Below are 21,466 nucleotides of genomic sequence, written 5' to 3'. Positions count from 1 at the left end.
ATTAGCGCCACAACAGGTAACGGATAAGCCCCCCAACGCCCAACGCATCTACACCGAACACACGCAAAATGTATCGCGACGCGGCGGCAGGTTCTCAGCGTAACTCGACCTGCGCGCACAGCCCGCCCCCTTCGCGGTTGCTCAGGGTCAGCGTGCCGCCCATGGCCAGGGTCAGCTGCTCGGCAATCGCCAGGCCCAGCCCGGTGCCGCCGGTGCTGCGGTTGCGTGAGCCTTCGACCCGGTAGAACGGCTTGAGCACCTCCGCCAGCTCTTCGGGCGCAATACCCGGGCCGTCATCGAGCACGCGAATCACCGTGCTCGCCCCGTGCTGGCTGACCTCCAGCTGCGCCGCGCCGGCAAACTTCAAGGCGTTGTCGAGCAAGTTGACCAGCACCCGGCGCAAGGCGTGCGGGCGGATCTGCAGGATGGCCTGGGTACTGCCCAGCCGCTCGACCTGCGCGCCGCTGTCCTGGTAGTCGAACACCACGCTGTCGAGCAATGCATCGAGGTCGACCCGGCACGGCGCCTCGGTGCCGCCGTCCATGCTGCGGGCATAGGCCACGCCCTCGCGCACCAGGTGCTCCATGGCGCTCAGGTCGCTCCACAGCTTGTCTTTTTCCACGCTGTCGTCCATCACCTCGACGCGCAGCTTCATCCGCGTGATGGGCGTTTGCAGGTCATGCGAGATGGCCGCCAGCAGTTGCATGCGCTCCTTGAGGTAGGCCGCGATGCGCGCTTGCAGGGCGTTGAACGCGACTGCGGCATAGCGCACTTCGCGGGGCCCGCGTTCGTCCAGCGCGGGGCCGGGGCTGTTCGGGTCGAGGTCGTCCAGCGCCTGCACCAGGCGGGTCAGCGGGCTGATCGCCACGCGCACCGCGAGCCAGGTACACAGCAGCAGTACCAGCAACTGGATCAGCAGCACCACCGGCAGCCAGCTGGCCACAGGCATCGACGCGGGGGTGACATCGAGGGTCAGCGGGGCGCCGTCGGCCAGGCGCAGGTGCACCTGGAAGTGAGCGTTCGGGCCGGGGATCTCGAGAAAGGTCAGCGGGTAGTCCTGGCCGATCGCCTTGACGATCGACTCAGCCGCCATCGGCGGGTTCTCGCTGGGCATGGCCTGGCCGGGCAGGCCGGCGTCGAGGCGGTAGCGATAGAGGCGCCGCTCCAGCCGTGGCAGCCAGGCGGCGCGTTCGGCGGCCGGCAGGCGATCGAGAATGGCCACCGAGGTGGCCACGTCCAGCTCGAGGTTGCTGAGCATCATCGAGCGGCTGCTGATATAGCGCTCGTACGCCTGCAGGCCAAACGACAGGCCGTAGGCCAGCACCAGCCCGGTGAAGAAGATCAGCGCCAGGCGCGAGGCGAGGGTGCGCGGCCACTTCATGCCGGCGACTCGAGCAACTGCACCGGCAGCGAGAAGACATAGCCCTCGCTGCGCACGGTCTTGATGCAGGTCGGCTCGCGGGCATCGTCACCCAGACGCTGGCGCAGGCGGCTGACCAGCAGGTCGATGGAGCGGTCGAAGATGTCCGCTTCGCGGCCCTGGGTGAGGTTGAGCAGTTGCTCGCGGCTGAGCACCCGCTGCGGGTGATCGAGGAATACCCGCAGCAGCCGGTACTCGGCGCCGCTGAGCGCGACCAGGGTGCCGTGCGTGTCGAGCAGGTGGCGCGCGGTGGTGTCCAGCCGCCATGGGCCGAAGGCCAGCAGGCGGCTGCCCTCACTGAGGGTCAGGTTGGGCGGCAGCATCCGCGTACGGCGCAGCACAGCGTTGATCCGGGCCAGCAGCTCACGGGCCGAGAACGGCTTGGTCAGGTAGTCGTCGGCGCCCATCTCGAGGCCGATGATGCGGTCGGTTTCGTCGTTGCGGGCGGTGAGCATCAGCACCGGCGTGTTGCGCTGCTTGCCCGCGCGCAGCTCGCGGCACAGCAGCAGGCCGTCGTCGCCGGGCATCATGATGTCGAGGACGATCAGGTCGACCGTGTTCGCCTCGAGAAAGGCGCGCATCTGTCGGCCGTCGGCGACGATGCTCGTGCGCAGGCCATTCTTTTTCAGGTAATTGCCGACCAGCTCGCGAATTTCGCGGTCGTCGTCGACGATCAGGATGTGATCGACGTGTTCCATCGTGTGTGTCCTGTCTCGGTGAGCGTGGCCGCAGTGTACCGAGCGTCCCCGCGCTTGCCTGTAGGGCTTTGTATTGCAGTGTATCTGCTGGCGGGATGGATACAGCAGGAGGCACAGCGGGCGGCTGCGGACACACGGCAGATACCTGGCGGGGGTGAAATGGCTGTGACCGGGGAGACAACCTGCTCCCTACGCAAACCCCGCACCGGAGAGACGCCATGACCTTCAAGACCTTCGCCAGCGCCAGCCTGTTTGCCCTGCTCGGCTTCGGCGCGCTTGCCGCCCAGGCCAGCAGCATGCCGATGGCCGACAGCAGCGTGATGCAATACCGCTATGGCGATAAGCTGGACGTGAAAAAAGTGCTGTCGGTGAGCGATGACCAAACCACTGCCTGCGGCGTGGTCAACGCACGGATGGATTACCTCGACTCGCACGGCCAGCCGCAGAGCGTGGCGTACCGCAGTTACGCCACCGACGGTTGCCATGACAACTGATCGGCGGCCTCATCGCGGCGCGTTGGCGTCGCGACAAGGCCTGCTGCCGGCTCGCTTCGAGGTCAGGGAAAGCTGGCGAAGTGGGCTTGCATCCGCCCGGCGTCCGCCGTTTGCCCACTGAACAGCTCGAAGGCTTTGACCGCCTGGAACACGGCCATGTTGCCGCCGTCCAGGGTGCGGCAGCCCAGTGCACGGGCGTGGCGCAGCAAGGCGGTCTCGAGCGGGAAGTAGATGATCTCGGCGACCCACAGGCGGGCATGCAGCAGCTCTACCGGCAGGGGGGTACCGGGCAGCTTGGCCATCCCCACGGGGGTGGTATTGACCAAGCCGTCGGCCTCGGCCAGTACGCTGGCCAGGTCGCTGCCGAGCACGGCCCGACCGGCGCCGAAGTGGCCATTGAGGTTGTCGACCAGCGCCTGGCCACGGGCCGCATCGACCTCGAACAGCACCAACTGTTCGACGCCTTCACCGAGCAGCGCGTGGGCCACGGCGGCACCCGCACCCCCGGCGCCCATCTGCACCACCTGACGGCGCGCGACATCACCCAGGCCGCGGCGGAAACCTTCGGCGAAACCCAGGCAGTCGGTGTTGTGGCCGACGCGCTTGCCGTCCTTGAGCACCACGGTGTTGACGGCGCCGATACCGCGCGCTTCGTCCGACAGTTCGTCGAGCAGCGGCAGGATCGACTGCTTGAACGGGTAGGTGATGTTCAGCCCGGTGAAGCCGGTGCGCTGAGCCGCGTCGAGCAGGCCGGGCAGGGCGCTGTCGTCAAGGCCCAGCTGGTCGGCGTCGATCAGCCGGTAGAGGTAGCGCAGCGACTGCGCGTCGCCTTCGCGTTCGTGCAGGGCTGGCGTGCGCGAGGCCTGGATGCCACGGCCGATCAGGCCGGCGAGGATACCTTGGCTCATGCCTTGCGCTCCCCGAGCAGTTGCCCGAAGTGGGCCAGGCCCAGGCGATAGCCGTGGCTGCCGAGGCCGCAGATCACGCCGACGGCAATCGACGAGACGAACGAGATATGGCGGAACGGTTCGCGCTTGTGCACGTTGGACAGGTGCACTTCGATGACCGGCAGTTCGCAGGCCACCAGGGCGTCGCGAATGGCCACCGAGGTGTGGGTCCAGGCACCGGGGTTGATCAGGATACCGGCGCAGCGGCCGCGCGCAGCGTGGATCCAGTCGATCAGCTCACCTTCATGGTTGGTTTGGCGGAATTCGAGTTCCAGGCCCAGTTCGCGGGCGGTTTCAGCGCAGCCGTTGGCAACGTCGGCAAGGGTTTCGCGGCCGTATTGTTCCGGCTCGCGGGTACCGAGCATGTTCAGATTAGGGCCGTTGAGCACGAGGATTCGGGGCGTCATGGCAGGGATCGCTTTGTTGTTGTTGGTTACGCCGATCTTTGTACTATCTGGTTAATTCGTCAATTAACTTGGGCCTCATGTTGATGAAAATGTGCGATTACCGAACTTGATCCGCCTGATCGCCAGGCATTACAGGATTGTAATGTTGCCGCCACCCCCCGGATAACCGCGCCTTTCTACAGTCCCCCGGCCAAGCCAGCCGACGAGGACCTGTAACGTGCCGCGCCATCGTGCCATCCCCCCCAAGAGCGCCATGCTCTGCCTGCTGCTCAGCCTACTCGCCGCGCCCGGCGTGCAGGCCCAGCGCCTGAGCCTGGCGCAGGCGCTCGACGCCGCGTTCGGGCAAAACCCCGAACTGGCCGCCGCCGGCCGAGAAATCGGCATTGCCGAAGGCGAGCGCCGCCAGGCCGGGCTGCTGCCCAACCCGGAGCTGTCCTGGGAGGTCGAAGACACCCGGCGCAACACCAGCACCACCACGGTCACCCTCAGCCAGCCGCTGGAGCTGGGCGGCCAGCGCGGCGCGCGGATCGAGCTGGCCAGCGCCGGCCAGGCGCTCGCCCAACTAACCCTTGAACAGCACCGCAACAGCTTGCGCGCCGAGGTGGTCCAGGCCTTTCACGCCGCCCTGCACGCAGACGCGGCGCTGGCACTCGCGGAGCAATCGCAAGCCTTGACCGAACGTGGCCTGCGGGTGGTCGACGGGCGGGTCAAGGCGGGCCAGTCGTCGCCCGTCGAGGCCACTCGCGCCGAGGTCCAGCTGGCCCAGGCCAAGGCCCAGCGGCGGCGTGCCGAATCGGACCGAGTGGTGGCCTACCACGCCCTGGCGCGGTTGACCGGCAGCCCCCAGGCCGGTTTCGACCGGCTCGACGCCGCGAGCCTTTCGCCGGGCCCCGCGCCGCAGGCCGAGGCCTTGCTCGGCAAGCTCGAGCAAACCCCCGAGTGGCGCCTGGCACAGGCGCAGATCAGCCAGGGCGACGCGGCGCTCGGCGCGCAACAGGCCCAGCGTATCCCCAACCTCACCGTCAGCCTCGGCAGCCAGTACAGCCGTGAAGACCGCGAGCGGGTCAACGTGGTCGGGTTGTCGATGCCGCTGCCGTTGTTCGACCGCAACCAGGGCAATGTGCTGGCCGCCGCGCGCCGCGCCGACCAGGCCCGCGACCTGCGCAACGGGGTCGAGCTGCGCTTGCGCAGCGACACCCGCAGCGCGGTCAGTCAGTGGGCCACGGCGATGCAGGAGGTGCAGGCCTACGACCAGGCCATCCTGCCTTCGGCCCAGCAGGCGGTGGACACCGCGACCCGTGGCTTTGAAATGGGCAAGTTCGCCTTTGTCGACGTGCTCGACGCCCAGCGCACGCTGATCGATGCCCGCGGCGCGTACCTCGAGGCATTGGCCTCGGCCACCGATGCGCGGGCGCAGGTCGAGCGGATCTATGGCGAGCTCATGCCGCAGGCGAATCCGTGACGCCCTGTAGGGCCGCCGAGTGGCCCCAACCGAACGCAATGATTTCTTGGGAGTAACCATGAACACTTCACGCAAGATCGCCCTCCTGGCGGCCACGGTCGCGGTACTGGGCGTGGCAGGCCTGGCCTGGACCGGCACCCTCAGCCCGGCCACTGCCACCCAGGCCGAACACGCCGAACACGCCGACCATGGCGAGCAGGGCCATGCCCACGAAGCGCAAGACGGCCACGGCCATGCGCCGCAAGCCGACGCTCACGAGGAAGAAGGCCAACTGCACCTGTCCGCCGAGCAAATAGTCGCCGCAGGCATTCAGCTGGCCAACGCCGGCCCGCAGTCGCTGGGCACCTCGATCAGCTTCCCTGGCGAAATCCGCTTCGACGAGGACCGCACCGCCCACGTCGTGCCGCGGGTGCCCGGGGTGGTCGAGTCGGTCCACGCCAATCTCGGCCAGACGGTCAAGCGCGGTCAGGTCCTGGCGGTGATCGCCAGCCAGCAGATCTCCGAGCTGCGCAGCGAGCAGCAAGCCGCCCAGCGCCGCCTCGAACTGGCCCGGCTGACCTTCGGGCGCGAACAGCAACTGTGGCAGGAGCGCATCAGCGCCGAGCAGGACTTCCAGCAAGCGCGCCAAGCCCTGCAAGAGGCCGAAATCGCCCTGGCCAATGCCCGGCAGAAGGTCGCTGCGGTCGCCCCGGCAGGTGCCGGCAACCGCTACGAGCTGCGCGCGCCGTTCGATGCCGTGGTGGTGGAAAAGCACCTGAGCCTCGGCGAAGTCGTCGACGAGACCAGCAATGCCTTTACCCTGTCCGACCTGAGCCGGGTCTGGGCCACCTTCGCGGTGGCCCCGCGTGACCTGGGCAAGGTCACCCATGGCCGCAGCGTCACCGTCAGTGCGCCAGACCTCGGCGTGCAGGTCGAGGGCCAGGTCAACTACGTCGGCAGCCTGCTCGGCGAGCAGAACCGCGCCGCCACCGTGCGCGCCAGCCTGAGCAACCCCAACGGCGCCTGGCGCCCGGGCTTGTTCGTCGACATCGCGGTCAGCGTGGCACGCTTCGACGCCGCCGTGGTGGTGCCCGACAGCGCCCTGCAGACCTGGGAGGGGCAAACCGTGGTCTTCGCCCGCACCGCCGAGGGCTTCGAAGCGCGCCCGGTACAAACCGGCCGGCGCGACGCCGGCCAGGTCGAAATCATCCAGGGCCTGAGCGCCGGCAGCCAGGTCGCTGCCGCGGGCAGCTTTGTCCTCAAGTCCGAGCTCGGCAAGGGTTCTGCCGAGCACAGCCACTGATCCGGGGACGCCTCCATGTTTGAACGCATCATCCAATTCGCCATCGAGCAACGCCTTGTAGTCATGCTCGCGGTGCTGCTGATGGCCGCCGTTGGCATCCACAGCTACCGGCAGCTGCCGATCGACGCCGTGCCCGACATCACCAACGTGCAAGTGCAGATCAACACCGCCGCGCCGGGCTATTCGCCGTTGGAAACCGAGCAGCGCATCACCTTTGCCATCGAGACGGCCATGGCTGGGCTGCCCGGGCTCAAGCAGACCCGCTCGATGTCGCGCTCGGGCTTGTCGCAGGTGACGGTGATTTTCGCCGACGGCAGCGACCTGTTCTTTGCCCGGCAACTGGTCAACGAGCGCCTGCAGGTGGCCCGCGCACAGCTGCCCGAGGGCATCGAGGCGGTCATGGGGCCGATTTCCACCGGCCTGGGCGAGATCTTCCTGTGGACGGTCGAAGCCGAGGACGGTGCGCGCAAGGACGATGGCAGCGCCTATGACGCCACTGACCTGCGGGTGATCCAGGACTGGATCATCAAGCCACAGTTGCGCAACGTGCCCGGCGTGGCCGAGGTCAACAGCATCGGCGGTCACGCCAAGCAGTACCTGATCGCCCCGGACCTCAAGCGCCTGGCCGCCTACAAGCTGACCCTCACTGACCTGGTCGGCGCCCTCGAGCGCAACAACGCCAACGTCGGCGCGGGCTACATCGAGCGCAACGGCGAGCAGTTGCTGATCCGCGCACCGGGCCAGGTGGCCGCGCTCGACGACATCGCCAACGTGGTGATCGTCAGCGCCGCAGGCACGCCGATCCGCGTCAGGGACGTCGCCGAGGTTGGCTTGGGCCAGGAACTGCGCTCCGGCGCCGCCACTGAAAACGGCCGCGAAGTGGTGCTCGGCACGGTGTTCATGCTGATCGGCGAGAACAGCCGCACGGTGTCCCAGGCAGTCGCCGCCAAGCTGGTCGAAATCAACCGCAACCTGCCCAAGGGCGTGCATGCGGTCACCGTCTACGACCGCACCAACCTGGTCGAAAAGGCCATTGCCACGGTCAAGCAGAACCTGGTCGAAGGGGCGATCCTGGTGATTGCCGTACTGTTCCTGTTCCTGGGCAACATCCGCGCCGCGCTGATTACCGCCATGGTCATTCCTTTGTCGATGCTGTTCACCTTTACCGGCATGTACAGCAACAAGGTCAGCGCCAACCTGATGAGCCTGGGTGCCCTGGACTTCGGCATCATCGTAGATGGCGCGGTGGTGATCGTCGAAAACGCCATTCGCCGCCTGGCCCATGCCCAGCAGCGCCATGGGCGGATGCTGAGCCGCAGCGAGCGCTTCCACGAGGTCTTCGCCGCCGCCCGCGAGGCCCGGCGGCCGCTGATCTTCGGCCAACTGATCATCATGGTGGTGTACCTGCCGATCTTTGCCCTGACCGGGGTCGAGGGCAAGATGTTCCACCCGATGGCCTTTACCGTGGTGCTGGCGTTGCTCGGCGCGATGATCCTCTCGGTCACCTTCGTGCCGGCGGCAATCGCCTTGTTCGTCACCGGCAAGGTCAAGGAAGAAGAGGGCGTGCTGATGCGCAGCGCGCGCCGGCGCTATGCCCCGGTGCTGAGCTGGGTGCTGGGCAGGCGCAAGCTGGCCTTTGCCGGCGCCGCCGCGCTGGTGCTGTTGTCGGGGGTGATGGCCAGCCGCATGGGCAGCGAGTTCATCCCCAGCCTCAGCGAGGGCGACTTCGCCCTGCAGGCCTTGCGCGTGCCAGGCACCAGCCTCAGTGAGTCGGTGCAGATGCAGCAGCGCCTGGAGCAGGCGATCATCGCCCAGGTACCGGAGGTCGAGCGGGTGTTCGCCCGCACCGGCACCGCCGAAATCGCCTCCGATCCGATGCCGCCGAACATCTCCGACGCCTACGTCATGCTCAAGCCGCGTGAGCAGTGGGCCGACCCCGACAAGCCGCGTGACGCATTGATCAGCGAAGTGCAGCGCGCCGCCGCGGGCGTGCCGGGCAGCAACTATGAAATGTCCCAGCCGATCCAGTTGCGCTTCAACGAGTTGATCTCCGGGGTGCGCAGCGATGTCGCGGTGAAAGTCTTCGGCGATGACATGGACACCCTCAACCGCACCGCCGCGCAGATCGCCGCGACCTTGCAGCAGGTGCCGGGTGCCTCCGAGGTGAAGACCGAACAAACCACCGGATTGCCGGTACTGACCATCGATATCGACCGCGACAAGGCCGCCCGGCATGGCTTGAACGTCGGCGATGTGCAGGACGCGATTGCCATCGCCGTGGGTGGGCGCACGGCCGGTACGCTGTATGAAGGCGACCGCCGTTTCGACATGGTGGTGCGCTTGCCCGAGGCGATGCGCACTGACGTCGAGGGCTTGCACGGCCTGTTGATTCCGGTACCGGCGAGTGCCGCAGGGCAGATCGGCTTTATCACCCTGTCGCAGGTGGCCAGCCTGAACCTGGCACTGGGGCCGAACCAGATCAGCCGCGAGGATGGCAAGCGGGTGGTGGTGGTCAGCGCCAACGTACGGGGGCGTGACCTGGGCTCGTTCGTGGCAGACGCCGAGCAGGCCCTGATCGACAAGGTGCAGGTGCCAGCGGGCTATTGGACCCGCTGGGGCGGCCAGTTCGAGCAGCTGCAATCGGCGGCGCAGCGCCTGCAGGTGGTGGTGCCGGTGGCGCTGCTGCTGGTGATGGCCTTGTTGCTGATGATGTTCAACAACCTCAAGGACGGTTTGCTGGTGTTCACCGGCATCCCGTTCGCCCTGACCGGGGGTGTGCTGGCGCTGTGGCTGCGTGATATCCCGTTGTCGATCTCGGCGGGGGTCGGGTTTATCGCCTTGTCCGGGGTGGCGGTGCTCAACGGCCTGGTGATGATCGCCTTCATTCGCAACCTGCGCGAGGAAGGGCGGCCGTTATCGATGGCGATCGAAGAGGGCGCCTTGACTCGGCTGCGGCCAGTGTTGATGACCGCCCTGGTGGCGTCGCTGGGGTTCATCCCGATGGCGCTGGCCACCGGTACCGGGGCCGAGGTGCAGCGGCCACTGGCGACGGTGGTGATCGGCGGGATCCTGTCGTCGACCGTACTGACCTTGCTGGTCTTGCCGGCGCTGTATCAGTGGGCGCATCGTCGCGAGGAATAGCGCATGGGGCTGCAACGCAGCCCCAGTTTATTGGATCAAAGCACCGGGCTTGGCTGCCCAGCCGGCCCTTCTTCATGCAACGAAATCCGTGACGTCTCCGGCAGCGCCAGTCCGCCGATCAACGCCACCAGGGCAATCACCACCAGGTAGAACGCCGGGGCCAGGCTGCTGCCGGTCTGCCCGATGAGCCAGGTCGCGACCAGCGGCGCGGTGCCGCCAAACAACGTATACGCGACGTTGTAGGTAATCGCCGACGCGGTGTAACGGGTCCGGGTCGGGAAGCTTTCCGACAGCAGCGCGGCGGTGACCACGCCACTGGCCAGCGCGCCAACCGCCAGCAGGATCACCCCGAGCAACGCCCCCGACATCGACCCCGAACTGGCCAGCCAATACGTCGGGAACACCGCCACCATCACCCACAGGCAGGTAAAGCCGATGGTCCGGCGCCGCCCGATACGGTCGGACAGCGCCCCGGCCAGCGGGCAACCGGCCGCCGCGAACAGCAGCGCCACGGTGGTAACCAGCAACGACTGGGCGCGGGTCAGGTTGCCGACCATCTGCAGGTAGGTGGCGAAGTAGGTGGTGAACATATAGAACGACAACGCCGTCAGCGAGATGAACGCGCCCAGGTTGCGGATCGCCCGGCCATGGTTGCGCAGGGTCTCCTTGAGCGGCGAATGGGCGTGCTCCTTGCCCTCGGCCAAGGCCGCGCGGAAGGCCGGGGTTTCTTCCATCCGCCAGCGCAGGTAGAGCCCGACCAGGCCCAGCGGTGCGGCGATCAGGAACGGCACACGCCAGCCCCAGCTGTTCATCGCGTCTGCGCTCAGGCTGGCTTCGAGGCCGTAGGCGATCACCGCCGCGCACGCGAACGCAGAAAAGGTCGAGACCGGCACGAAGCTGCCATAGAAGGCGCGTTTGTCCTGAGGTGCATGCTCCATCAGGTAGGCGCAGGCACCGGCGTATTCACCGCCGGCCGAGAAGCCCTGCAGGCAGCGCGCCAGGGTCAGCAGGATCGGTGCCGCCAGGCCAATACTGGCATAGGTCGGCAGCAGGCCGATCAAGGTGGTGGAGCCAGCCATCAGCAAGATGGTCATCGACAGGATGCGCTTGCGCCCGAGGCGGTCACCCAGCGCGCCGAACACGATCCCGCCGAGCGGTCGCAGGGCGAAGGCCACGGCGAACACGGCAAAGGTCTTGAGCAGGCCGGCGCTGGGGTCTGAACTGGCGAAGAACTGGCTGGCGATCAAGGTGGCGAGAAAACCATACACGGCAAAGTCGAACCATTCGACGAAATTGCCGATGGCCGAGGCCGCGATCACCCGGCGCAGGGTGGCGGGGGATACCTCATGGGGTGTGGACATGCGCAGACGCTCCGATTTCCATTGGCAGCCTGGGAGGAAGTGCCGCGGTCGGGCCGCGTCATCGTTGTTGTGCTTCCAGTAGACCGACCGGGGGTACGCCGCGCATCCTCGTGGGCGACATCGGGATACCTGTTTCAACCATCGGGATGTGTTGTGGCAGTACCGGCCTCTTCGCGGGGCAAGCCCGCTCCCACAGGAATTTCGCTGTTCTGGAGATTTGCGAGGACCCTGTGGGAGCGGGCTTGCCCCGCGAAAGGGCCGGTGCTGGCAAATGCTATCAACTAGACGGAAAACACCACGCCCGTGCGCGACGCCGCATTGCGAATGTGCTCCTGCATCGCCCGTTGCGCCCCCAGCTGCGAGCGCCGGCCCAGGGCCCGCAGGATCTTGTTGTGCTCCTGCCAGGTCTCCATCGCGCGCTCGGGGCGAATGAACGGCAGCTTCTGGCTCTCGAGGAAAATATCCTGGCTGGCCGTGATCACGTGCAGCATGGCCCGGTTGCCACTGGCCTGAAGCAAGTCCTGGTGAAAGGCGAAATCCAGCCGCGCCGCCGCCTCGAAGTTGCCCGCGCGCAACTCATGGCGCATCGCCTCGACGTTCGCGGCGAGGCGATCGAGGTCATCGGCGGTCAGGTTCAGCGCCGCCTGCCCGGCGGCAAAGCCCTCCAGCACATAGCGCAGCTGGAAGGTGTCGACCGCAGACACCTGCTCGGCATACGGCCAGCTGAAACCCACTGGCGCCGCTGCCACAGGGGCCTGGACGAACACGCCCTTGCCCGGCTGCACGCTGACCAGCCCCAGCGCACTCAACGACGACAGCGCCTCGCGCAGGGAGGCCCGGCTGACGCCGAGCTGCTCGGCCAGGTCGCGCTGTGAGGGCAGGGCGTCGCCGGGCACATAGCCGCCGTCCTCGATCAGTTTGCGGATCGCCTGCAGGGCAATTTCCGGGACGGCGCGGGGCAGGGTGTCGAGCATGCAGTTCAGACCGGTCAGAGGGCGTTGTCCGATCCTTTTACGGGCAAAGCGCCGAGCTGGCAAGCCTTGCCCCGTGCTGGCGCAGGCCCATCATTGATTGCACGAATGCGGGGCGCTGGCGGCTCCAGCCCATCAAACCCGCAGGCAACTGTTCAGACCAGTAAGACCTTGTGGCAGAGGGCCTGCAAGCGCATCCGGGGCATTCTGGCATGCCCCGTGCACTGGCAATCGGCACTGATGACTCACACTCCCACGAGGCTCGTGCATGACTAAATTCCGCTCGCTGTTCCTGGCCACCCTGTTCTGCGGTACGGCCCTGAGCCTGCCTCAGGCCCAGGCTGATGCCCTGGCCGACATCAGCGCCCGTGGCGTGTTGAAAGTGGCCGTGCCACAGGATTTCCCGCCGTTCGGTTCGGTCGGCCCCGACCTCAAGCCACGCGGCCTGGACATCGACACCGCGCAGCTGCTGGCCGACAAGCTCGGGGTCAAGCTGGCGCTGACGCCGGTCAACAGCACCAACCGCATCCCGTTCCTCACCACCGGCAAGGTCGACCTGGTGATCTCCAGCCTCGGCAAGAACCCCGAGCGCGCGGCCGTCATCGACTTCTCGCGGCCGTACGCGCCGTTCTACCTGGCCGTGTTCGGCCCGGCCGATGCGAACATCGACGGCATCGAGGCCATCGCCGGCAAGACCATCAGCGTCACCCGCGGCTCGATCGAAGACATGGAGCTGTCTGCCGTGGCGCCCAAGGGGGCGACCATCAAGCGCTTCGAAGACAACAACTCGACCATCGCCGCCTACCTCGCCGGCCAGGTCGAGCTGATCGCCAGTGGCAGCGTGGTGATGGCTGCCATCGCCGAGAAGAACCCGGCCAAGGTGCCGGTGATGAAGGTCAAGCTCAAGGACTCGCCGGTCTACGTCGGCCTGGCCAAGCAGGAGCCGGCGCTGCTGGACAAGGTCAACGCCACCCTGGAAGCGGCCAAGGCCGATGGCAGCCTCAACCGCAACGCCGAGAAATGGCTCAAGCAGCCACTCCCGGCCGACCTTTGACCAGCGCCTGGAGTCGCTGAGCGATGGCCTATCAATTCGATTTCGCACCGGTGCTGGGGCAGGCTGACCTGCTGCTCAAAGGGGCGCTGTTCACCCTGCAACTGACAGTCGTGGGCACAGTGCTGGGCCTGGCCATCGGCGTGCTCGGCGCGGTGGTGCGTGCCTGGCGGCTGCGGCCGTTCGATGCGCTGTTCGGCGTGTACGTGGAGCTGATCCGCAACACCCCGTTCATCGTCCAGCTGTTCTTCATCTTCTTCGGCCTGCCGGCGTTGGGCGTGCGCCTGACGGAATGGCAGGCGGCGGTGCTGGCGATGGTGATCAACCTGGGCGCGTATTCCACCGAGATCATTCGCGCCGGCATCATGGCGATCCCCAAGGGGCAGCTGGAAGCCGCTGCGGCGCTGGCCATGAGCCGCGTCGAAGCGTTCCGCCATGTGGTCCTGCAGCCGGCGCTGGCCAAGGTCTGGCCGGCGCTGACCAGCCAGATCGTGATCGTCATGCTGGGCTCGGCGGTGTGTTCGCAGATCGCCACCGAAGAGCTGTCGTTCGCTGCCAACTTCATCCAGTCGCGCAACTTCCGCGCCTTTGAAACCTACCTGCTGACAACCGTGCTGTACCTGGTCATGGCGATTGTCGTACGGCAGTTGCTGGCATGGCTCGGCCAGCGCTTCTTGATGGGACGCCGCTGATGGATTTCACCTTGTGGGATATCGTCCGCAACCTGCTGATCGGGTTGCAATGGACCTTGCTGCTGTCGCTGGTGGCGTTTGTCTGTGGCGGCCTTGCCGGGCTGCTGCTGTTGCTCGGGCGGATCTCCGCCAACCCGTACCTGCGGGGCTTGAGCCGGGGTTACATCGAGCTGTTCCAGGGCACGCCGTTGCTCATGCAGCTGTTCATGGTGTTTTTCGGCATTGCCTTGTTCGGCCTCGACGTGTCGGCCTGGATGGCGGCGGCGATCGCCCTGACGCTGTTCACCAGTGCGTTTCTCGCTGAGATCTGGCGCGGCTGCGTCGAGTCGATCCCCACGGGTCAGTGGGAAGCCTCCGGCAGCCTCGCTCTGAGCCCGCTGGAGCAGCTGCGGCATGTGATCCTGCCGCAGGCCATGCGCATCGCCATCGCGCCGACGGTGGGCTTTTCGGTACAGGTGGTCAAGGGCACGGCGGTGACGTCGATCATCGGCTTCACCGAGCTGACCAAGACCGGCGGGATGCTCGCCAACGCCACCTTCGAACCGTTTCTGACCTACGGCCTGGTGGCCGTCGGTTACTTCATCCTTTGCTACCCGCTCTCGCTGAGCGCCCGTTACCTGGAAAGGAGGCTGCATGCCCCTGCTTAGAGTGTCCGCGTTGCACAAGTACTACGGCGACAACCATGTGCTCAAGGGCGTCGACCTGAGCATCGAGGAGGGCGAGGTGGTCGCCATCATCGGCCGTAGCGGCTCGGGCAAGAGCACCTTGCTGCGCACCCTCAATGGCCTGGAGTCGATCAGCGACGGCGTCATCGAAGTCGACGGCGAGTACCTCGATGCCGCGCGCGCCGACCTGCGCAGCTTGCGCCAGAAGGTCGGCATGGTGTTCCAGCAGTTCAACCTGTTCCCGCACCTGACCGTCGGCGAAAATGTCATGCTCGCGCCGCAGGTGGTGAAGAAGACCAGCAAGGCCGAGGCCCGCGAACTGGCCCAGCAGATGCTCGCGCGGGTTGGCCTGGGGGAGAAGTTCGATGCCTACCCGGACCGCCTCTCGGGCGGTCAGCAGCAGCGCGTGGCGATCGCCCGCGCGCTGGCGATGTCGCCCAAGGTGTTGCTGTGCGACGAGATCACCTCGGCGCTCGACCCGGAGCTGGTCAACGAGGTGCTCGGCGTGGTGCGTCAGTTGGCCAAGGAAGGCATGACCCTGATCATGGTGACCCACGAGATGCGTTTTGCCCGTGAAGTGGGCGACAAGCTGGTGTTCATGCACCAGGGCAAGGTGCATGAAATGGGTAACCCGCGCGACGTGTTCGCGGCGCCGCAAACCCCTGAACTGGCCAACTTCATTGGTGCGGTGGCCCAGGCCTAGCGCCGCTCACGGCATTACGGGCGGCCAACTTTCCAGGGCGCGTATTCGACCAGGGCAAAGCCTTCCATCTTGCCTTGCGGGTCTGGCGCGAAGCCCGGCATGCGTTGCAGGTCGAGGGCCATGCAGGCGCTGCTCAGGCGCGACTGCAAGCCTCCGTCCATGCGGAAGGCATCCGCCCGCGCGGCCGAGGGGCGCAACTCGATCAAACAGCCTTGCACCTTGCCTTGGCTGTTGGCCTGGTAGCGGATGATGGCGACGCCGATGCTGTCCACCGGTTGTTCACGCAGCAGTTGCTGCCAGAAGAACTCGCGTTGTTGCTGGCGCGCTACCCAGGCCGGGTTGGGCGGCTGCTGGTTGGCCGAGGGCATGAGGATCAGCGGCGCGACGATTTCCACCGTGCCGTCCTCGTCGTAGGCCCCGGCGGGCACGGGTGGGTAGACGGTCTTCCAGCATTGCGCTTCGACTGCTGCGGCGAGGCTTTTGAAGTCTGAGCGATTCGCGTCTGCGGGCAGCAGGCTGGCCAGCTTGGGGCCGGGTTCCTGGGCTTTGCAGGCCACCGGGGCGTAGGTCTGGTCCAGTTTGATGGAGAGTTTTACCGCGCCGACCAGCGTGCCGCGCACGGCGTTGGCGATGTTGGTTTGCAGGGTCTTCTGCATGTCGCCGACGAACTGCTGCATGACCTTCGGGTCGATCGCTTCGGCGGTGTCCGTGGCGGCGGGCTCAGAGGTTTTGCAGCCGGCCAGGGTCAGCAGGCACAGCAGGGCGATGGGCAGGGGGCGGAGGGGATGTTTGGTGAGCACCGGGACTTCCTTGAGTGAGCAGGGGGGAGCTTTCATGCTTCACCCTTGGATAACGTGTGGGTACTGGGCTGCGGCGTGGTATGTAGCTTGTTGTGTGCCAGGTCGGCGGCCATCATAACCGCAGCTGGGGTGTCGGGAAAATCTGTTGGGATTGGGGTGGTGGGTTTTGGATTTGGGGCTTATCCGGTTGATGTGGCGTGGCCACTGGCCCCTTCCGCCCTTACGGCGGGTCACTTTTTTTCTTGGAAAAAAGTAACCAAAAACCGCTTGCTCCTACATCCGGCCCTTCGCTGCGCTACGGGTTCCCTCACTCCGGCCTTGCTCCCGCGAGGACCGGGCTGTACGGGCCTTCCTGGCCCGCAGCCCTTGCCGGCCTTCCTGGCCGTCACCTCGCTTCGCAAGACCTCCGTTCGGCCTCCTGAAGTCGCGGTAGATCAAGATCACAAGCTAGATCAAAGGCCAGATCAAGGGCCAGGGCAACGGCTGGCGAATCGCTGCGCTCTCGCGGGTTTATAAGGGCGGTACAGCGCGTCAGCGCCAGAATGTGCATTGGCAGTCCCGGCCTCTTCGCGGGTAAACCCGCTCCAACAGGTTCTCTGCTGACCGTAAGGCCACCACGGTCCCTGTGGGAGCGGGTTTACCCGCGAAGAGGCCAAGCTATCCAACACCGATGCCACCTTCGAAGATAACGCCAGCCCAGGCGTAGCCTCCGTTGCAGCTTGCCAATCCCCAAATGCAAAAAAAGGCCAGTGTCGCGAGACACTGGCCTTTTTCATTACATCAGACTCGATCAGAAGTCGTAACGCACCTTGGCCGAGAACACATCGGCATCAAAGCCCGACTTGCCAATGTAGTCATAGTTCACGCCCAGGGTGACTGCGCCCAGCTTGTAGTCAGCGCCCACGCCGGCTTCATAGCTGTCACGCACGGCGTTTGCGCCATGGGTCACGAACGGCGTGCTGCCGAGCAGGAAGGTCGAGGTGCTGGCGGCTTCGTCAGCGGCGAAGTCGTGGTAGGCCATCAGCTTGAACTGCGGCTCCAGGGTGCCGGCACCCAGGTTGAAGCTGCCCGCCACGCGCACGCCGGCGCCCAGCTCGATGGCCTCGTAACGCTGGTCTTCGACTTTCAGTGCGGCAGACGAACCCTTCTCGCGGTAGCCGTCGATGTCTACACGGCTGTAACGGGCGGCCAGGCGTGGCTCGACCAGCAGCTGCGGGCTGATGCGGTAGGTGTAGCCACCCACCACGTTCAGGCCGAACAGGTTGCTGTCATAGTCGGCCTTGGCTTTGGTGCCGGCGATTTCGCGCTTGCCTTCGTTGTCGTTGATGCCGTAGGTCATGCTGGCATCGACGAAGTAGTTGCCTTGCTCGAAGCCGCCGTACAGGGTGAATGCGTGGCTGTCGACTTCGGTCTTGTTGCCGCCCTTGGAATTGACGTCGGTGTTGATGAAGCTGTACGCCAGGCCCAGGGTCAGCTGGTCGTTGAGCTTGCCGTCGGCGCCGACCGCGATGCCGCGGCTGTAGGCGTTGTAGCCGGCAATGCCGTCACGCTGGCCTTGGGTGGCGTCGCTGTACAGCGACTGGACCCATACGCCGGTGTCCTTGAAACCTTCACCCGACGAGGCGCCGCGCAGGCTGCTGGTGCGGCCGCTGGTCACGCCGTTGACCAGGCTCTGGCTGGTGGTGGCGGCCTGGGTGGCTGCACCGTTGGTTTCCGGGGTCAGCTGCTCGGCGAGTTTGGCCACTTCGGCGCTGCTGCCATTGAGCGCGATTGCGCGCAGTGGGTCGTTGTCGCCCAATTGGCTGATGATACCGTCCTGCACCAGGGCGCCCAGCGAGCGCTTGTGGTTGTCCGAGCCACCGTGTTGATCAAGGATCTGGTCGATGCCTTGCTGGTTCTTGGTGGTGACCACGGCCACCAGCTTGTTGTCGACGATGGTGCTGGTATCGACGTTGAGCAGCACCGAGGTGCTGGTGACCGCGAGGGTGCCTTGCGGGTTGACGTTTTCGCCGCTGGCGTCGAGTACCTGCAGGGTGCCGGCGTCGATCAGCGTGTAGCTGCTGCCGTTGGCGCTGAAGTCGTTGCCGCGGGCAGACAGCTTGACCTGTGCGCCCTGGCCGAATTCGGCGGTACCGGTGACGCTCAGGACAGGCTTGCTGGCGTTGGTGTCGTTGCCCAGGGTCAGGCCCAGGGCCGAGTTGCCGGCGATGTACAGGTTGCCGTCGATCGAGGTGTGCGCCGACTCCAGCGACAGGGTGGCCGAGTTGCCGCCGCTGACCGAGCCGACATCGATCCAGCCCTCTTTGGCATCTTTCAGGCGGATATTGTAGCCATCGCCGCTGATGTCGGTGCCGGTGAACGAGCTGTCGGCTTCGACTTCGATGTTCGACAGGTCGATCAGGTTGCCGACGATGACGCTGCCCTTGCGCAGGATCAGCTCCACTGGGCGGTTCGACTCAGAGGCGTCGATTGCTTCATCCTGGGAAATGATGGAGCCGCTGTTGAAGATGTTCAGGTCGCCGTATTGCGCGTAGTTGTCGGTCTGGCCTGGGGTGTCGAAGTCGGTGTTGCCGATCAGGATGCCTGCGTCCTGGGCGATGATCGTGCCGGTGTTGAGCACGTGCATGCCGTTGGCGGTGGTCAGGCTGGCGCCGTCGAGGACGATGCCGTTGGCGTCTTCGCCGGTGGCAATGATGGTGCCGTGGTTCTCGATGCCGGCCAGGTCGACCATGTCGGTGTAGAAGCCGTTCTCGCTGGTGGTGGCGTCGATGGCAGTGGCGCCTTCACCGACCACCTCGATGCGACCATAGTTGATCACTTTGCCCTCGATGGTGCCGCCTTCGAGGTTGATGCCGCGGGCATCTTCGCCGCGTGCATAGATCTGACCGCTGGCCGCGTTGACCAGGTCACCCGCGATCACCGAGCTGCCGGAGAAGTCCAGAGCGCGGGCCACGTCGGTGCCGCCTTCGTCGGTCAGCGGTTCGCCGATGGCCGACAGCAGGCCTTCGTTGATCACGCTGCCGCCGATGCGCGCAGGGTCGATCATCAGGGCGTTGGCGCCGCCGCCGTTGGCCTGGATGCTGCCTTTGTTGATCACGCTGCCGGTGATGACGTTCGGCGTGAACACCTCTGCCTCGTCCCACTGGTCCATGTCGACGCCGCCAGCGAAGTCGCCGGTGCTGGCAATGTTGGCGTTGAGGATCAAGTCACCGTTGATGGTCGAGCCATTCAGTTCGATGGCGTCTTCTTCGCCTCCGCCGCTGTAGCTGCCGGTGAATTCGAGGTTGCCGTTATGCGTCTGGTGTTCGCTGACATAGCCAGCGTTGGTCAGTTGCACGGTTTCAGCGAAAGCGGGGAGGGCGCTCGCGGTGATGGCGAGGGCCAGCAGGGTCTTGCGGAAGGTCAGCGGAGCCACGGGTTCTTTCCTTGGAAATCGTTGGGGAAGAGCGGCGCGCATCCATGCTTTGGCTGAAACCTTTTATCCTGAAGATAGTGGCGTCATGCCACATATCAGCGCGGGGGCGAAATCGTAGCGCAAACGCTGGCAAATTGACACGATTGCCTGGCGTCAATTTTTTGGTTTGCCGCTTTTGCGGCTATTCCATTGCCGCTTGCCCCTCCTCAAGCGGAAGCACTTTGCCGCTTTTCTGGCATGCCCGCGCAGCGTGAGGCGGCTAAAGCCCCGCAACAGTGGGGCTTGGCTGGGTTGGCACAGGCCTTGCTATAGCTTGGTCAACGACACTCCGGTCAACCGTCGAAGGTTTTCAGACATGAGCATCAGTTTCGACAAGGCGCTTGGCATTCATGAAAAGGCCCTGGGCTTCCGCGCACAACGCGCCGAAGTGCTGGCCAACAACATCGCCAACGCCGATACGCCCAACTACAAGGCGCGCGACATGGACTTCTCGTCGGTGCTCGCCGCCGAGGCCGACAAGCAGCAGAAGGGCCGTATCGCTCTGGACCGGACCAACACCCGGCATATCGAGGCCCAAGGCCTGGCGATGGCTGATGACAGCCTGCAGTACCGCACGCCTACCCAGCCTTCGATCGACCAGAACACCGTGGACGCGCAGATCGAGCAGTCCAACTACACGCAGAATGCGATCGATTTCCAGGCCAGCTTCACTTTGCTCAACAGTAAATTCAAAGGGCTGGTATCGGCCCTGCGCGGAGAGTGACCATGTCCCTTGCCAACGTTTTCAATATTGCCGGTAGCGGCATGAGTGCGCAGAACACCCGCCTCAACACCGTCGCCTCGAACATCGCCAACGCCGAGACCGTCTCGTCGAGCATCGACCAGACCTACCGTGCGCGCCACCCGGTGTTCGCCACCACCTTCCAACAGGCCCAGGGCGGCACCGGTCAGTCGCTGTTCGAAGACCAGGGCGAGGCCGGCCAGGGCGTGCAGGTCACCGGCATCATCGAAGACCAGAGCAACCTGGAAGCGCGCTACCAGCCCAATCATCCGGCGGCGAACAAAGACGGCTACGTCTATTACCCGAACGTCAACGTGGTTGAGGAGATGGCTGACATGATCTCTGCCAACCGCTCGTTCCAGACCAACGCCGAGCTGATGAACACGGCCAAGACCATGATGCAGAAAGTACTGACCTTGGGTCAGTGATAAGGAATTCGGACCATGGCTATCGATAGCACCAGTGGTGTCAATCTCAATGATGTCCTTGCAGCATCGGGCGTCAGCAGCGGTACCAAGAAGACCACCGTCGACACCGCCGCGCAGACCGGCACCAGCACCCTGGGCAAGGACGCGTTCCTGCAGTTGCTGGTCACCCAGATGCAGCACCAGAACCCGCTCGACCCGCAGGACAACGGCGAGTTCGTGGCGCAGCTGGCGCAGTTCAGCAGCCTCGAGGGGATCACCTCGCTGAACGACTCGGTCAACACCATCACCAGTTCGCTGGGTTCGTCCCAGGCCCTGCAGGCCTCGTCGCTGGTCGGTCGTTCGGTGATCGTGCAGAACGACAAGGCGGTGGTCGATACCGCCGACAGCTTCAATGCCCAGGTCGTCGTGCCGCAGGCCATCAGCGAAGGCAAGATCATCGTCAAGGACAAGGACGGCAACACCGTCAAGACCATCGAGATGGGCGCGCAGGCAGCCGGTTATGCCGACTTCATCTGGGATGGCACCAACTCCAGCGGCGCCAAGGTCGACCCAGGCACCTACACCTTTACCGCCACCACCACCGTGGAGGGCCAGTCGGTGCAGATGAACACGCTGCTGCCGGCCAAGGTCACCAGCGTCAGCTTCAGCGCCGCCGGCGAAATGGTGCTGAACCTGGCAGGGGTAGGGAAGGTTTCCCTGTCCGACGTACAAACCATCGGTATCTAAGGCCAGAACGGCACAAGGAGCA

Annotated in this window: 19 protein-coding genes; 11 read left to right on the top strand and 8 right to left on the bottom strand. The window is 65.5% G+C overall.

The genetic code is table 11. From position 1 onward, the window contains the following. Positions 1 to 94: 94 nt before the first annotated feature. Together CCOS865_RS18385 and CCOS865_RS18380 are read right to left on the bottom strand one after the other, a co-directional pair. Positions 95 to 1,381: a sensor histidine kinase gene (locus CCOS865_RS18385; RefSeq protein WP_119143437.1), complete on the bottom strand. Its 1,287-nt coding sequence runs from the start codon at positions 1,379 to 1,381 to the stop codon at positions 95 to 97. Beyond that, positions 1,378 to 2,118: a response regulator gene (locus CCOS865_RS18380; protein WP_119143435.1), complete on the bottom strand. Its 741-nt coding sequence runs from the start codon at positions 2,116 to 2,118 to the stop codon at positions 1,378 to 1,380. Before CCOS865_RS18380 ends, CCOS865_RS18385 begins: the two co-directional genes overlap by 4 nt. Before the next feature lie 218 nt (positions 2,119 to 2,336). On the opposite strand from CCOS865_RS18380, the gene CCOS865_RS18375 reads away from it, so the two are divergent. Next, on the top strand, positions 2,337 to 2,612 hold the full coding sequence (locus CCOS865_RS18375; protein WP_119143432.1) for a DUF2790 domain-containing protein: 276 nt from the start codon (positions 2,337 to 2,339) through the stop codon (positions 2,610 to 2,612). A gap of 62 nt (positions 2,613 to 2,674) precedes the next feature. Here CCOS865_RS18375 and CCOS865_RS18370 read toward each other — a convergent pair whose 3' ends face one another. Together CCOS865_RS18370 and aroQ are read right to left on the bottom strand one after the other, a co-directional pair. Further along, positions 2,675 to 3,520, bottom strand: coding sequence for a shikimate dehydrogenase (locus tag CCOS865_RS18370; RefSeq protein WP_119143431.1), 846 nt, complete (start codon positions 3,518 to 3,520; stop codon positions 2,675 to 2,677). Continuing rightward, on the bottom strand, positions 3,517 to 3,966 hold the full coding sequence (gene aroQ / locus CCOS865_RS18365) for a type II 3-dehydroquinate dehydratase (RefSeq protein ID WP_119143429.1): 450 nt from the start codon (positions 3,964 to 3,966) through the stop codon (positions 3,517 to 3,519). Before aroQ ends, CCOS865_RS18370 begins: the two co-directional genes overlap by 4 nt. Positions 3,967 to 4,219: 253 nt before the next feature. On the opposite strand from aroQ, the gene CCOS865_RS18360 reads away from it, so the two are divergent. From CCOS865_RS18360 to CCOS865_RS18350, 3 genes are read left to right on the top strand one after another with little or no spacing between them, the layout of a single operon-like run. Continuing rightward, positions 4,220 to 5,428: a TolC family protein gene (locus tag CCOS865_RS18360; RefSeq protein WP_119143427.1), complete on the top strand. Its 1,209-nt coding sequence runs from the start codon at positions 4,220 to 4,222 to the stop codon at positions 5,426 to 5,428. 58 nt (positions 5,429 to 5,486) lie between these two features. Continuing rightward, complete coding sequence (locus tag CCOS865_RS18355; RefSeq protein ID WP_119143425.1) at positions 5,487 to 6,710, top strand: efflux RND transporter periplasmic adaptor subunit; 1,224 nt, start codon at positions 5,487 to 5,489, stop codon at positions 6,708 to 6,710. A 15-nt stretch (positions 6,711 to 6,725) separates the two neighbouring features. Then, on the top strand, positions 6,726 to 9,851 hold the full coding sequence (locus CCOS865_RS18350; RefSeq protein WP_119143423.1) for a CusA/CzcA family heavy metal efflux RND transporter: 3,126 nt from the start codon (positions 6,726 to 6,728) through the stop codon (positions 9,849 to 9,851). Positions 9,852 to 9,886: 35 nt separating this feature from the next. Here CCOS865_RS18350 and CCOS865_RS18345 read toward each other — a convergent pair whose 3' ends face one another. Continuing rightward, a complete protein-coding gene (locus tag CCOS865_RS18345; protein ID WP_119143421.1) occupies positions 9,887 to 11,212 on the bottom strand; it encodes an MFS transporter in 1,326 nt (441 codons plus the stop codon). Between the two features lie 281 nt (positions 11,213 to 11,493). Further along, the gene (locus tag CCOS865_RS18340; RefSeq protein ID WP_119143419.1) at positions 11,494 to 12,186 is read right to left on the bottom strand and encodes a FadR/GntR family transcriptional regulator; all 693 of its coding nucleotides are present in this window, start codon (positions 12,184 to 12,186) and stop codon (positions 11,494 to 11,496) included. A 265-nt stretch (positions 12,187 to 12,451) separates the two neighbouring features. Between CCOS865_RS18340 and CCOS865_RS18335 the strand changes: the two genes are divergently transcribed. From CCOS865_RS18335 to CCOS865_RS18320, 4 genes are read left to right on the top strand one after another with little or no spacing between them, the layout of a single operon-like run. After that, positions 12,452 to 13,237: a transporter substrate-binding domain-containing protein gene (locus tag CCOS865_RS18335; protein ID WP_119143417.1), complete on the top strand. Its 786-nt coding sequence runs from the start codon at positions 12,452 to 12,454 to the stop codon at positions 13,235 to 13,237. Between the two features lie 23 nt (positions 13,238 to 13,260). Next, positions 13,261 to 13,926, top strand: coding sequence for an amino acid ABC transporter permease (locus CCOS865_RS18330; protein ID WP_119143415.1), 666 nt, complete (start codon positions 13,261 to 13,263; stop codon positions 13,924 to 13,926). Then, the gene (locus CCOS865_RS18325) at positions 13,923 to 14,573 is read left to right on the top strand and encodes an amino acid ABC transporter permease (RefSeq protein WP_208644550.1); all 651 of its coding nucleotides are present in this window, start codon (positions 13,923 to 13,925) and stop codon (positions 14,571 to 14,573) included. The genes CCOS865_RS18330 and CCOS865_RS18325 overlap by 4 nt, the downstream gene beginning before the upstream one ends. After that, complete coding sequence (locus CCOS865_RS18320) at positions 14,560 to 15,294, top strand: amino acid ABC transporter ATP-binding protein (RefSeq protein WP_119143411.1); 735 nt, start codon at positions 14,560 to 14,562, stop codon at positions 15,292 to 15,294. The genes CCOS865_RS18325 and CCOS865_RS18320 overlap by 14 nt, the downstream gene beginning before the upstream one ends. 14 nt (positions 15,295 to 15,308) lie before the next feature. Here CCOS865_RS18320 and CCOS865_RS18315 read toward each other — a convergent pair whose 3' ends face one another. Together CCOS865_RS18315 and CCOS865_RS18310 are read right to left on the bottom strand one after the other, a co-directional pair. Continuing rightward, positions 15,309 to 16,130 (bottom strand): hypothetical protein, encoded by an 822-nt coding sequence (locus CCOS865_RS18315; RefSeq protein WP_119143409.1) that lies wholly within the window; start codon positions 16,128 to 16,130, stop codon positions 15,309 to 15,311. A gap of 754 nt (positions 16,131 to 16,884) precedes the next feature. After that, complete coding sequence (locus CCOS865_RS18310; RefSeq protein WP_415842635.1) at positions 16,885 to 19,509, bottom strand: autotransporter family protein; 2,625 nt, start codon at positions 19,507 to 19,509, stop codon at positions 16,885 to 16,887. 355 nt (positions 19,510 to 19,864) lie between these two features. Between CCOS865_RS18310 and flgB the strand changes: the two genes are divergently transcribed. The 3 genes from flgB to flgD are packed head-to-tail and all read left to right on the top strand — an operon-like array spanning position 19,865 to position 21,444. After that, a complete protein-coding gene (gene flgB / locus CCOS865_RS18305; protein ID WP_119143405.1) occupies positions 19,865 to 20,272 on the top strand; it encodes a flagellar basal body rod protein FlgB in 408 nt (135 codons plus the stop codon). A 2-nt stretch (positions 20,273 to 20,274) separates the two neighbouring features. Next, complete coding sequence (gene flgC, locus CCOS865_RS18300) at positions 20,275 to 20,718, top strand: flagellar basal body rod protein FlgC (protein ID WP_119143403.1); 444 nt, start codon at positions 20,275 to 20,277, stop codon at positions 20,716 to 20,718. A 15-nt stretch (positions 20,719 to 20,733) separates the two neighbouring features. Then, positions 20,734 to 21,444: a flagellar hook assembly protein FlgD gene (gene flgD, locus CCOS865_RS18295; RefSeq protein ID WP_119143401.1), complete on the top strand. Its 711-nt coding sequence runs from the start codon at positions 20,734 to 20,736 to the stop codon at positions 21,442 to 21,444. Positions 21,445 to 21,466: the final 22 nt, after the last annotated feature.

The organism is Pseudomonas reidholzensis, assembly GCF_900536025.1.
GTDB classification, from domain to species: Bacteria; Pseudomonadota; Gammaproteobacteria; order Pseudomonadales; family Pseudomonadaceae; genus Aquipseudomonas; species Aquipseudomonas reidholzensis.
The sequence above is the reverse complement of the archived record's forward strand: the minus strand, read 5'-3'. Positions and strand labels throughout refer to the sequence as shown.